Source organism: Paraburkholderia bryophila, from assembly GCF_013409255.1.
In the GTDB taxonomy this organism is placed as follows: Bacteria; Pseudomonadota; Gammaproteobacteria; order Burkholderiales; family Burkholderiaceae; genus Paraburkholderia.
Genome location: NZ_JACCAS010000001.1, coordinates 4,563,232 through 4,576,015 on the forward strand (window position 1 = coordinate 4,563,232; position 12,784 = coordinate 4,576,015).

The window sequence follows — 12,784 nt, forward strand, 5'->3', positions numbered from 1 at the left end:
ATTTTGCTGGGTTGAGACCCTGCTTTACGGTATAATCCGTTTTTCCCGCGAGCATCCAGCGATGACCAAATATGTTTTCGTCACCGGCGGCGTAGTTTCTTCCCTCGGCAAGGGTATTGCCGCCGCTTCCCTCGCCGCGATCCTCGAATCGCGCGGTCTTAAAGTCACCCTCCTCAAGCTCGATCCGTACATCAACGTCGACCCCGGCACGATGAGCCCGTTTCAACACGGCGAAGTGTTCGTTACGGAAGACGGAGCAGAGACTGACCTCGACCTTGGCCACTATGAGCGCTTCATCAGCACGAAGATGCGCAAGGCCAACAACTTCACCACAGGCCAGATTTACGAATCGGTAATCCGCAAGGAACGCCGTGGCGATTATCTCGGCAAGACGGTGCAGGTCATCCCGCACATCACGAATGAAATTCAGGCGTTCGTCGAACGTGGCGCAGCGTCGGCCACCTGCGGCGAGCCGGACGTCGCGATCGTCGAAGTGGGCGGCACCGTGGGCGACATCGAATCGCTGCCGTTCCTCGAAGCCGCACGCCAGATGAGCCTGCGCATGGGCCGCAACAGCGCGTGCTTCGTGCACCTCACGCTGGTGCCCTGGGTTGCCACGGCCGGCGAGCTGAAGACCAAGCCCACCCAGCACAGCGTGCAGAAGCTGCGCGAAATCGGCATTTCGCCGCACGTGCTGCTGTGCCGCGCCGACCGCCGCATTCCGGACGACGAGCGCGCGAAGATCTCGATGTTCTCGAACGTGCCGGAAGACGCGGTGATCTCCGTGTGGGACGCCGACAGCATCTACAAGATTCCGCAAATGCTGCACGATCAGGGCCTGGACGCGATCATCTGCGAAGAGCTCAAGCTCTCGCCGAAGGCCGCGGACCTGTCCATGTGGTCCGATCTCGTCAACAAGCTCGAGCATCCGAAGCACGAAGTCACGATCGGCATGGTCGGCAAGTACGTCGATCTGACCGAGTCGTACAAGTCGCTGATCGAAGCGCTGCGCCATGCGTCGATGCATACGTCGACCAAGGTCAACATCGAGTACATCGATTCGGAAGAAGTCGAGACACACGGCGTCGACAGCCTCAAGCATCTCGATGCAGTGCTCGTGCCGGGCGGTTTCGGCCGTCGCGGCACCGAAGGCAAGATCGCCGCGATCCGTTATGCGCGTGAAGCGAAGGTGCCGTACCTCGGCATTTGCCTCGGCATGCAACTGGCCGTGATCGAATTCGCCCGCGACGTAGTCGGCCTGAAGAACGCGAACAGCACCGAGTTCGATCCGGAAACGGATAACCGCGTGGTCGCGTTGATCACCGAGTGGTACGACCGCGAAGGCAAGGTCGAAAAGCGCACCGAAGAATCGGATCTGGGCGGCACCATGCGCCTCGGTTCGCAGCGTTGCCCGATCAAGCCCGGCACGATGGCCGAAGAGATCTATGGCAAGGATGTGAACGAACGCCATCGCCACCGTTATGAAGTCAATAACCGCTTCGTGCCCCAACTCGAAGCCGGCGGCCTTATCATCAGCGCCCGTACCCCGAGTGAAGATCTGCCGGAAATGATGGAATTGCCGCGCAGCATGCACCCGTGGTTCGTCGGCGTGCAGTTTCACCCGGAATTCACGTCCACGCCGCGCGACGGCCATCCGCTGTTCAAGTCGTTCGTCGAAGCGGCGCTCGCGAATCAGCAGTCGCACGCGGCGAACGCAGTCGGGGAGAAAGCATGAAACTGGGCGATTTCGAAATCGGGCTCGACAAGCCGTTTTTCCTGATCGCAGGCACCTGTGTCGTCGAATCCGAACAGATGACGATCGACACAGCGGGCCGGCTGAAGGAAATCTGCGCGAAGCTGAACATTCCGTTCATCTACAAATCGTCGTATGACAAAGCCAATCGCAGCAGCGGCAAGTCGTTCCGCGGTCTGGGCATGGACGAAGGTTTGCGGATTCTGTCGGAAGTGAAGCGCCAGCTCGGTCTGCCGGTGCTGACCGACGTCCATGCCGAGCACGAGATCGAGCAGGTCGCGTCGGTGGTCGACGTGCTGCAAACGCCCGCTTTCCTGTGCCGTCAAACTGACTTCATTCATGCTTGCGCGCGTTCGGGCAAACCGGTCAACATCAAGAAAGGCCAGTTTCTCGCACCGGGCGACATGAAGAACGTGATCGACAAGGCGCGCGATGCCGCGCGTGAAGCCGGTCTGTCGGAAGACCGCTTCATGGCGTGCGAACGCGGCGTGTCGTTTGGCTATAACAACCTCGTGTCGGACATGCGCTCGCTGGCGATCATGCGCGAAACCCACGCGCCGATCGTGTTCGACGCCACCCACTCGGTGCAGTTGCCGGGCGGGCAGGGCACGAGTTCGGGCGGTCAGCGCGAATTCGTGCCGGTGCTGGCGCGTGCCGCGGTGGCGGTCGGTGTGTCGGGGCTCTTCATGGAGACGCATCCGAATCCGGCCGAAGCCAAGTCGGACGGTCCGAATGCGGTGCCGTTGCATCGCATGGCCGATCTGCTCGAGACGCTGGTTACGCTCGATCAGGCCGTCAAGCGCGCGCCGTTCCTCGAAAGCAATTTCAACTGATTCAGGCATTCGCCGTGTGTCACGATCGGCTTGCATAATGAGCCCGGTCGCCGGCATGCGGGGAGTGCACGCAATGGTCGTCGAACGTATCGGCGCGCAGGCAGTTGGCCGGGGAGACCGGTTTTCTGCATCGCGACAGGCGCCTGGTACAGTGTCACAGTAAAGAATTCAACGTCATTTCTTGAGGAAACCATGAGTGCTATCGTAGATATCATCGGTCGAGAGATTCTCGATTCGCGAGGCAACCCCACCGTCGAATGCGACGTGCTGCTCGAGTCGGGCACGATGGGCCGCGCGGCGGTGCCGTCGGGCGCGTCGACCGGTTCGCGTGAAGCGATCGAACTGCGCGACGGCGAAGCCGGCCGTTACGGCGGCAAGGGCGTGCTGAAGGCTGTCGAGCACATCAACACCGAAATCTCCGAAGCGATCATGGGCCTCGACGCTTCCGAGCAGGCCTTCCTCGACAAGACCCTGCTGGAACTCGACGGCACCGACAATAAGTCGCGCCTCGGCGCGAACGCGATGCTGGCTGTTTCCATGGCCGTCGCGAAGGCTGCCGCTGAAGAAGCCGGCCTGCCGCTGTACCGCTACTTCGGCGGCTCGGGCGCCATGCAATTGCCGGTGCCGATGATGAACATCGTCAACGGCGGCGCGCACGCGAACAACAGCCTGGACATCCAGGAATTCATGATCGTGCCGGTCAGCCAGCCGACCTTCCGCGAAGCACTGCGCTGCGGCGCCGAAGTGTTCCACGCGCTGAAGAAGATCCTGTCGGATCGCGGCATGAGCACGGCGGTGGGCGACGAAGGCGGCTTCGCGCCGAACTTCGGCAGCAACGACGAATGCCTGTCGACCATCCTGCAAGCTATCGAAAAAGCGGGTTACCGCGCTGGTGAAGACGTGCTGCTCGCGCTCGACTGCGCAGCGAGCGAGTTCTACCACGACGGCAAGTACCAACTGGCCGGCGAAGGCCTGCAACTGTCGTCGACGGAATTCGCGGACTACCTGGCGAACCTCGCCGACAAGTTCCCGATCGTGTCGATCGAAGACGGCATGCACGAAAGCGACTGGGCAGGCTGGAAGACGCTGACCGACAAGCTCGGCAAGAAGATCCAGCTGGTCGGCGACGATCTGTTCGTGACCAACACGCGCATCCTGAAGGAAGGCATCGAGAAGGGCATCGCCAACTCGATCCTGATCAAGATCAACCAGATCGGTACGCTGACGGAAACCTTCGCGGCCATCGAAATGGCCAAGCGCGCCGGCTACACGGCCGTGATCTCGCACCGTTCGGGTGAAACCGAAGATTCGACGATCGCTGACATCGCGGTCGGCCTGAATGCCGGTCAGATCAAGACGGGTTCGCTGTCGCGTTCGGACCGCATCTCGAAGTACAACCAGTTGCTGCGTATCGAAGAAGACCTCGGCGATATCGCAAGCTACCCGGGCAAGTCGGCGTTCTACAATCTGCGCTAAGGTGTGTTCTGGCCAAACTTATGGTCACGCCACCCGTGCTAACCGATGAGCCGGTTATCCTTCGTTTCTGATTCACCTCGCCGCCCTGCGTATAGCGCAGGGCGGCGCGTATTTATTGTGCTTACTTCATGCGGCTTGTCACTGCTGTCCTGATCGTTCTGCTGGCGCTGATCCAGTACCCGCTCTGGTGGGGACACGGCGGCTGGTTGCGTGTGCACGAGTTGCAGCAGCAACTGGCGCAGCAACTGCAGAAGAACGCCGATTCGAAAGTGCGCAACGAGCGCATTCAGGGCGAAGTACAGGATTTGCAGAGCGGCACGGCCGCGGTGGAAGAGCGGGCGCGCTACGAAATGGGCATGGTGAAAGACGGCGAAGTGTTCGTGCAGTTCGTGTCGCCGAATGCGCCGCTGCCGACCGCGAACACGCCGTCGGTGACGACGTCGACGCGCGGTGAGGTTTCGGCGGCGCCGCTGCATATGGTGCCGAATCCGGAGTCGCGCGCGAAGCCGGATCGCAAGCACGGTGCGAAGAGCGCGGCGAAAGAGAAGAAGCCCGCGCATTGAGTCGGGTCGTGCAACGCGCGATCAATGCCTGCTGAGTGCGATTCTCTGAGCATGAAAAAAAGCCGCTTTAAAAGCGGCTTCAGACTGCTGACCAACCCCACGTTTTTCGGAGCGTGGGGTTTTGTTTTTCAGGCAAAGCAAATCTGGCAGTGAAGCACGACGTGGCGGTTGAAACGGGCCAGAAGTGCAGCGATGAGCCACTGCAGGCGATTGCCGGGCCGCTGGCGCACGCATAAACACGCCCGCAGGCGTGCCACCAGCAGCGCGATCTTCTTGATGTTCTGCGCCGCAGCGCCGAGCAGGCACTGCTCGGCCACCTTGCGCAGCCCGCGCATCCTCGCGTAGCGATGCCCATGCAGCTGCTTGGCATCCGCGAAGCTGCGCTCCACCGTTTCCTTGCGCCGTTTGTAGATCGCCTTGCCCCAGTCGGTCAGGCGACGCGCATCGACGCGCTCCTTCGCGCGCTCCCATACGTGCCGGATGACCACCTTCACATGGTTTGCGCTCGTCGTGCATTGGCCGCGCGCCTCACAGGTGCCGCAGCGCGACGGATCGGACCTGAACTCCTGATAGCCCGCGCGGTTTGTCGTGCTGTAGCGCAGTACCTGCCCGCGTGGGCACGTGTATTCCTCGCGATACCGGCTGTATCTGAACTCGCGTTTGTAGAAGAACCCGGGCTTGTGATTCGGCGTGCGGTAGCCCATCACGCCCTCAATGCCGCGATCCTCCAGCCCCTGGCAGATTGCCGGCGTGAAGTAGCCCGCATCCAGCCCCACCGCCTGCACCTGGAAGCCAAAGCGTTCGCGCTGCCGGTCCAGCCGCGCCAGATACGGCTGGCTGTCGTGCACCGAGGCGGGTGTCACATGCGTGTCGGTGACGATTGAATAGCGCGCATCGACCGTGCGGTGATCCAGGTAGAAGAAGCCCGTGGGCTTGTCGTCGCGCACCATGTAGCCGCTGTCCGGGTCGGTGCGGCTGACCTTCGTTTCCTTGCGCTCCGGTGTGGCAGCCGACCTCGAGCCCTCATCGTCGTCGGGGCCTTTGCGTTCGTCGCGCCGCAGCGGCTTCTTATCGTGCGCTGCCCGGTCCGCATCGACCGCAGCGTCCAGCGCCGCCAGATAAGCCGAAGGCGCCTGTTCGAGCTGCACCAGATCAAACTTGCGCTTGTTGGCGTTCGCCTTCAGGTGGGTGCTGTCGGTGTAGAGCACCCGTCCCTCGACCATGCCGCGCCCGATCGCCTGCTGCACGATTGCGTCGAAGATCTCCTGGTAGACCGTCGTGTCGGTGAAGCGCCGTCGCCGGTTCTGCGAGAACGTCGAGGCGTCAGGCACCCGGTCCGTGAGCCGAAAGCGTGCAAACCACCGGTAGGCCACGTTGACCTGCACCTCGCGCATGAGCTGGCGCTCACTGCGTACCCCGAACAGGTAGCCGATGAACAGCAATTTGAACATCACCACCGGATCGAGCGCTGGGCGCCCGTTGTCCGCGCAATACAGGTGCGCCACCTTCTCACGGATGAATTCGAAATCCACCGCCGCGTCGATCTGGCGCAGCAGGTGGTCCTTCGGCACGAGTTCCTCGAGCGTCACCATCTCGAGTTCGTGCTGCATGGGCGTCGGTGTCTTCAGCATGCCCCAATTAAACGACAAAGCCCGACGCAAGGCCAGGCTTTGGGGGTACTTTGTCAGCAGTCTGAAGCCGCTTTAAAAGCGGCTTTTTCTTTGGGCGATGAGTCTGCACGCGGGCGCCGTCAGGCGTTCACCAACCCCAGTACGGCGAATACCCGACTCCGACACCGGTGCCCCAGCCACGTCCCCAACCGCCGCCGCCGTAATAGCTGCCATACACGGAAACCGGTTGCGGCGAGTAGTAACGCGACCACGCCTGCGCCGCGTTTTCAGCGGCGATGGCCTGGTTCTGCTCGGTCATGACCTGTTGGTCGATCGCGTCGTAGCGCTGACGCTCTTCAGGCGTGAGCGGCTGGGCGGTGGCGGCCACGCCCGACTGGTCGGCCGGCAGGCGGCTATAAATCGGTGACGGCCCCGGCGGGTCCATCACGCAGCCGGTCAATGCGGCGCTACCGGCCACGACGGCCGACAACGCGATCAGGCGTGCGTAGCGGTTCAACGAAACGGTTTTATTCATGTTCGATCTCCATCGGCCGGATGCGTGGGCGAATGATTCGCAGCGTGGCCAGCCAATGATTCAACACAATGATCAAAAATAGCGCGCCGCTGGAACCCCATGAAGGCAACGGGCGGCGCGCTATTTTCCTGCCGTAAAGCACGAGCGATGAACCGGCTGCCGACCCTCGCTCGAAAAGGCATGCAGCCCGTGTCAGTCAGCCGTTTCAGTGCCGCTGCTCGGCCGCCGGCGACACCCCTTGTGAGAGCGCATTGGCGACAAAAAGTTGCGCTACGTCGACCGGATCGAATTCATATCGCTGGTTGCAGAACTCGCAATGAATCTCCACGTGACCGCGCTCTTCGATCACGCCGTCCACTTCTTCGCGGCCCAGCATTTTCAGCATCGCGCCGACTTTTTCGCGCGAGCAGGTGCATTCGAAACGCGCCTGAGCCGGCTCGAAGTGCTGGACGTTTTCTTGCCAGAACAGACGGCGGAACACGGTTTCAGGTTCTTCCTTCAGCAACTCGTCTTGCGACAGCGTGCCGCCGAGCGTGCAGACGCGTTCCCACGTATCGGCGTCCAGTTCGCCCGGATGCGGGACGATGCCGCCGTCGCCGGGCAGCTTTTGCAGCAGCATGCCGACCGCGCGCTCGGTGTCCGCCGCGAGCCACAGACGCGTGTCGAGCTGCTCCGAGTGATGCATGTAGTGCTCGAGCACTTCCGCCATCGACTTCAGCGGGCCGTCCACGCCCGACAGCGGCACGATACTTTGATACGGCTGCTGGCCCGGCTGCTTCTCCGCCGGGTCGAGCGTGATCACGCAGCGGCCGTGGCCGCTCGCGTTGAGCAGGTCGATCATGCTGGTGGTGTCGTCGATCGTTTCGGCCGATTCGCCCGACAGCTTGGCGGTGGCGCGCATCGACAGATCGGAGCCGCACTGGACCACCAGCATCTTGACCGGGCCGTCGCCGAAAATCTGCATGATGAGGGTGCCGTTGAACTTGAGGTTCGCCGACAGCAGCGCGCACGCGGCCATCATTTCGCCCAGAATCGTCCGCACGGGCGCCGGATAATCACGGCGCGTCAGCACTTCCTGCCAGGTATTGCGCAGCGAAACGATCTCGCCGCGCACCGGCGCCGCGCTGAACATGAATTTTTGCAACTGGTCGCTCACAACTTTTCCTCGGTCGAATGACGCGGCCTGATGCCGCGCCTCGCGCGCCGCGCGCTCCGGCTGATTAGCCGATGCGCACGAGCTGCGCCTTGAAATACTCGCGGCGTTCGGCATAGCTTGCCGTGCCGCGCTGCATATTGGCGATATCCGTTTCGTTCAGTTCGCGCACCACTTTGGCGGGCGCGCCGAGAATCAGCGAATTGTCGGGAAACACTTTGCCCTCGGTAACGATGGCGCCCGCTCCGACCAGACAGTTGCGGCCGATTACCGCACCATTCAAGACCACCGCCTGAATTCCGATCAGCGAGCCTTCCTTGATCGTGCAGCCGTGCAGCATGACCTGGTGGCCGATCGTGACGTTCTGCTCGATGGTGAGCGGAAAGCCGGGGTCGGTGTGCAGCACCGCGTTTTCCTGCACGTTGCTGCCGGTGCCGATCGTGATCGGCTCGTTGTCGCCCCGGAGTGTCGCGCCGAACCAGACGCTGGCGTTGGCCCCGAGCGTCACATTGCCGATGATGTTCGCCGAATCCGCGACGAACACGCTTTCGTGGATGGTCGGGGCGGCGTCGCCGAGCTTGTAAATGGTCACAGTGTCTCCTGTCGGGCCGACGTTGGCGCGTTCGCGCTGACTCCGGTCCCATGCATCGTTGCTGTTGATCGGTCGCTGCGCGCGCTGGATGGGCCGCAAGCCTTCGGGCATGCCGGGTTTGCCCGGCTCGTGCCGCTTCGCCAGCGCGGTGGGCGCGCTGGATGGTCGAATCGAGTATTGTAAACGGTTGTGTGGTTGGGGTGCCTGAGTGCGTCGAAGCGCACTTGGCCCGTTGCTTTGCCGTTGTCGTCCGTCGTTCCGATCACCTGTCCGTCTGCCGATCCGCTTGCCATGATGTTTGCCGCTTCGTCCGCTTCGTCCGTTCCTCTGGTTTCAACGGGTTTGGTGCCCGCTCAGTCGTCTGGTGCGCCGTCTGCGGTTCATGACGGTGCTTCGGCGGCCGGCGAGGCACAGTTCGACGCCTCAGCGCAGTGCGCGCGTACCGCGGCGCTTGCCGCGCTGCGTGAGGCTGATCCTGTGATCAAGGCGGCCGCCGCTAGCACGCTTTACACCGACGTGCTCGAAGGCCGCGCCACTTGCTCCGCGCACCTTGAACTCGCCGAACCGGCGGGCCTGCCGGGCCGTCCGGCGCGGCCCGAGCTGGTCGATCCGCGTCAGTTGAAGCGGCGCAGCATGCAATCGCCGCAAGGTCGCGCGGTCCTGCTGCATGCGCTTGCGCACATCGAATTCAACGCGATCAATCTCGCGCTCGACGCCGTCTGGCGTTTTGCCGGCATGCCGGCCGCGTTCTACGTCGACTGGCTCAAAGTCGCCGCCGAAGAGGCGTATCACTTCTCGCTGCTGAGCGCGCGCCTCGCGGAATACGGCCACGCGTACGGCGATTTTCCCGCGCACGACGGCCTGTGGGACATGTGCGAGCGCACGCGCGGCGACGTGCTGGCGCGCATGGCGCTGGTGCCGCGCACCCTCGAGGCGCGCGGCCTCGACGCGTCGCCGCCGATCCGCGCGCGACTGCAGCAGGCGGGCGATCAGGCATCCGCGGTGATTCTCGATGTGATCCTGCGCGACGAGATCGGCCATGTGTTGATCGGTAACCGCTGGTTCCGTCATGTGTGCGAGGGCGGGGCGCTCGACCCGCATGAGACCTACGCGCGCCTTGCCGACCAGTATCACGCACCGAAATTACGCGGTCCGTTCAATTTCGAAGCGCGTCGCGAGGCCGGTTTCGATGAGGCGGAACTGGCCGCGCTGACGGCGCTGGCGGGGCTTGAGGCGAGCCCGGCGACGTCGACGGAAGCGGTGGCGCCGGCAGAACGGCCCGGGACGGAGCGGTGACGGCATAGGCGGCGGTTCCGCAGGCTGTTTCACCGGGAACCGCGCCAAGACCCACGCCAAGACCCACGCCAAGACCCACGCCAAGACCCACGCCAACTCCCGCGCCAACTCCCGCGCCACCACCCGCCACCACCGCCTACCCGAACGCCTCTTCGAACCCATCCCCCGCGCATAATCCCGCTATCTCGTTATAATAGAACGACCATTCTTTTTTCGGGCGAGCCGCTCATGAACACCTCCCAGTCTGAATTCGTCGCCGTGCGCGGCATCCGTCTGCATGTGCGGCGCTGGGGCAACCCGGACGCGCCGATCCTGTTCATGTTGCACGGCTGGATGGACGTGGCGGCGTCGTTCCAGTTCGTCGTCGACGCGCTGGGCGGCGATTGGCAGGTGATCGCGCCCGACATGCGCGGTTTCGGCCTGTCCGACTGGCCGGTCGCGGAGCACGGCGGCGGCAACTACTGGGTGCAGGACTATCTCGCCGATCTCGACGCGCTGCTCGACCACTACGCGCCGACCGGCGAGGTGAATCTGGTCGGTCACAGCATGGGCGCGAACATCGTGAGCCTGTACGCGGGCGTTCGGCCGGAGCGGGTGCGGCGGGTGGTCGACCTGGAGGGCTTCGGACTCGCGCCGTCGCACGCGGCGCAAGCGCCGAAGCGGTTGCGCAACTGGCTCGACGAGTTGCGCGATCCGCCGCAACTGAAGCGCTACGCGTCGCTCGACGACGTCGCCGCGCGCCTGATCAAGACCAATCCGCGGCTCGCGCCGCAGCGCGCGCAGTTTCTCGCCCAGCACTGGTCGAAGCCGGATGGCGAAGGGCGCTTCATGTTGCTCGCCGATCCGGCGCACAAGCTGCGCGGCCCGACGCTGTACCGCCTGGACGAAGTGATGGCGGTCTGGCGCAAGGTGAGCGCGAAGGTGCTGCACGTCGAGGCCGCCGCTTCGCCGACCCTCGCGCAGATTGCCGGCGAGATTCCGCTCGACGAATTCAAGGCGCGTTTTCAGGCGTTCCCGAACTGGCGGGAAAAGATCATCGACGAAGCGGGGCACATGGTGCACCACGACCAGCCGGAGCAGGTCGCCGCGCTGATCGAGGGCTTTTGCGCGTAGGGACATATTGGCGTAAGGACGTAAGGCGCCGAGGTAGGCGTCCCGCTCACGAAAGGGCGTGCGGTGGCGAGGCATCGCGCCCGCGAGATAGCGCTGCGCCCACTTACTGCGTTGCAGTAAAATGGACGTAGATCCCTTTCAAAACGACGATGAACGCCGACCTCCACTGTCACTCCACCGTTTCCGACGGCCAATTCGCGCCGGCCGACGTCGCGCGCCGCGCGCACGCGGGCGGCGTGACGCTGTGGGCGCTGACCGATCACGACGAGTTGGGCGGCCAGCACGAAGCGCGCAGCACGGCTGAGGCGCTTGGCATGAAGTACCTGAGCGGCGTCGAGATTTCAGTGACATGGGCGTCGCGCACGGTGCACATCGTCGGGCTGGGTATCGATCCGACCAGCTCGATCCTGATCGACGGTCTCGCGCGCACCCGCAGCGGCCGCGCCGCGCGCGCCGAAGCGATTGGCGAACAGCTCGCCACACTCGGCGTGCCGAATGCCTACGAAGGCGCGCTCAAATACGTGTCGAACCCGGACATGATTTCGCGCACGCATTTCGCGCGCTTCATGGTCGAAAGCGGTTATTGCACTTCCACGCAAGACGTCTTCACCCGCTATCTCGGCGACGGCAAAGCCGGCTACGTGCCGCATCGCTGGGCCAGGCTGAGCCACGCGGTCGGCTGGATCCAGGCCGCCGGCGGCGAGGCCGTGGTCGCGCATCCGGGTCGCTACGCTTACTCGCCGGTCGAATTCGACGCGTTTTTCGCCGAATTCATCGATCTCGGCGGTAAGGCGATCGAAGTGGTGACCGGCAGCCACACGCCCGATCAGTACCGCGAATATGCGGACGTCGCGCGCCGCTTTGGATTCGAGGCATCGCGCGGGTCCGATTTCCACGCACCCGGCGAAGGCCGCGTCGACCTCGGCACGCTGCCGCCGCTGCCTTCCGACCTCAAGCCCGTCTGGGAACGCTGGCTGTGATCGCGCGTCGTGCCTTGGCGGCACGTCGTACGCGAGAGCTGGGCGGGCGCGCTGCCCTCCGGTTCGGTGGTTCGCTGTGCTGTTCGCTTCATTCGCCGGCGCGGTCGTCCGATCTTCAGCCCGCCATTCGCTGGCAACCCGCATTTCGCAACTCAACCGCGCTTTCCAACGTGGTTTCCACGTCGTGTTCACGTGTGTTCCACGCGTCCCCAAGTAGCCACAGTTAGCGATCATGTCCCAATACTTCCGGCTTCATCCTGACAATCCCCAGCCGCGCCTCGTCAAACAGGCCGTGCAGATCATCAAAGACGGCGGCGTGGTCGCCTTGCCGACCGATTCGAGCTACGCGCTCGCCTGTCATCTCGACGACAAGGACGCGGTCGAGCGTCTGCGCCGCATTCGCGGGCTCGACGAGAAGCAGCTGCTGTCGCTGCTGGTGCGCGACCTGTCGGAACTGGCGAACTTCGCGATGGTGGACAACCGCCAGTACCGGCTGATCAAATCGGTGACGCCAGGCCCTTACGTATTCGTGCTGCAGGCCACCAAAGAAGTGCCGCGGCGCCTGTCGCATCCGTCGCGCAAGACGATTGGCCTGCGGGTGCCGGATCACGCGATCACACTGGCGATTCTCGAGGAACTCGGCCAGCCGCTGCTCGGCTCCACGCTGATCATGCCGGGCGAGACCGAGCCGCTGAACGAGCCGGAAGAAATCCGCGAGCGGCTGGAAAAACAGCTGGACCTGGTGATCGACGGCGGTCCCTGCATCTGCGAGCCATCGACCGTGATCGATCTGACCGGCGCGGCGCCGGTGCTGGTGCGGCCGGGGCGCGGCTCGCTCGCGCCGTTCGGGCTCGAGGAAACGGCATGATGGAAAGCGGAC

12 protein-coding genes are annotated in these 12,784 nt (G+C 63.6%); 8 read left to right on the forward strand and 4 right to left on the reverse strand.

From position 1 onward, the window contains the following. Positions 1 to 61: 61 nt before the first annotated feature. The 4 genes from GGD40_RS20465 (at position 62) to ftsB (ending at position 4,625) form a co-directional block, all read left to right on the forward strand. Entirely contained in the window at positions 62 to 1,735 is a 1,674-nt protein-coding gene (locus GGD40_RS20465) for a CTP synthase (RefSeq protein WP_179703848.1), read from the forward strand. Then, on the forward strand, positions 1,732 to 2,586 hold the full coding sequence (gene kdsA / locus GGD40_RS20470; RefSeq protein WP_111929098.1) for a 3-deoxy-8-phosphooctulonate synthase: 855 nt from the start codon (positions 1,732 to 1,734) through the stop codon (positions 2,584 to 2,586). Before GGD40_RS20465 ends, kdsA begins: the two co-directional genes overlap by 4 nt. A 192-nt stretch (positions 2,587 to 2,778) precedes the next feature. Continuing rightward, positions 2,779 to 4,062, forward strand: coding sequence for a phosphopyruvate hydratase (eno, locus tag GGD40_RS20475; protein WP_144156379.1), 1,284 nt, complete (start codon positions 2,779 to 2,781; stop codon positions 4,060 to 4,062). 128 nt (positions 4,063 to 4,190) lie between these two features. Further along, positions 4,191 to 4,625: a cell division protein FtsB gene (gene ftsB, locus GGD40_RS20480; RefSeq protein ID WP_179703850.1), complete on the forward strand. Its 435-nt coding sequence runs from the start codon at positions 4,191 to 4,193 to the stop codon at positions 4,623 to 4,625. A 128-nt stretch (positions 4,626 to 4,753) separates the two neighbouring features. Here ftsB and GGD40_RS20485 read toward each other — a convergent pair whose 3' ends face one another. From GGD40_RS20485 to GGD40_RS20500, 4 genes are all read right to left on the reverse strand, one after another. Continuing rightward, positions 4,754 to 6,256: an IS1182 family transposase gene (locus tag GGD40_RS20485; protein WP_179707906.1), complete on the reverse strand. Its 1,503-nt coding sequence runs from the start codon at positions 6,254 to 6,256 to the stop codon at positions 4,754 to 4,756. Positions 6,257 to 6,383: 127 nt separating this feature from the next. After that, the gene (locus GGD40_RS20490; protein WP_179744706.1) at positions 6,384 to 6,770 is read right to left on the reverse strand and encodes a hypothetical protein; all 387 of its coding nucleotides are present in this window, start codon (positions 6,768 to 6,770) and stop codon (positions 6,384 to 6,386) included. Between the two features lie 205 nt (positions 6,771 to 6,975). After that, positions 6,976 to 7,926, reverse strand: a complete 951-nt coding sequence (gene hslO, locus GGD40_RS20495; protein ID WP_179703851.1) for an Hsp33 family molecular chaperone HslO — start codon at positions 7,924 to 7,926, stop codon at positions 6,976 to 6,978. A 64-nt stretch (positions 7,927 to 7,990) separates the two neighbouring features. Further along, on the reverse strand, positions 7,991 to 8,515 hold the full coding sequence (locus GGD40_RS20500; RefSeq protein ID WP_179744707.1) for a gamma carbonic anhydrase family protein: 525 nt from the start codon (positions 8,513 to 8,515) through the stop codon (positions 7,991 to 7,993). 291 nt (positions 8,516 to 8,806) lie between these two features. Between GGD40_RS20500 and GGD40_RS20505 the strand changes: the two genes are divergently transcribed. From GGD40_RS20505 to GGD40_RS20520, 4 genes are all read left to right on the forward strand, one after another. Next, positions 8,807 to 9,811, forward strand: coding sequence for a ferritin-like domain-containing protein (locus tag GGD40_RS20505; RefSeq protein ID WP_257030444.1), 1,005 nt, complete (start codon positions 8,807 to 8,809; stop codon positions 9,809 to 9,811). Positions 9,812 to 10,039: 228 nt separating this feature from the next. Next, positions 10,040 to 10,924 carry an alpha/beta fold hydrolase gene (locus tag GGD40_RS20510; protein WP_179744708.1) on the forward strand — a complete coding sequence of 295 codons (885 nt, stop codon included), beginning with the start codon at positions 10,040 to 10,042 and terminating at the stop codon, positions 10,922 to 10,924. A 149-nt stretch (positions 10,925 to 11,073) separates the two neighbouring features. Further along, entirely contained in the window at positions 11,074 to 11,904 is an 831-nt protein-coding gene (locus GGD40_RS20515) for a 3',5'-nucleoside bisphosphate phosphatase (protein ID WP_179744709.1), read from the forward strand. 232 nt (positions 11,905 to 12,136) lie between these two features. Next, positions 12,137 to 12,772, forward strand: coding sequence for an L-threonylcarbamoyladenylate synthase (locus GGD40_RS20520; RefSeq protein ID WP_035546449.1), 636 nt, complete (start codon positions 12,137 to 12,139; stop codon positions 12,770 to 12,772). Positions 12,773 to 12,784 lie beyond the last annotated feature (12 nt).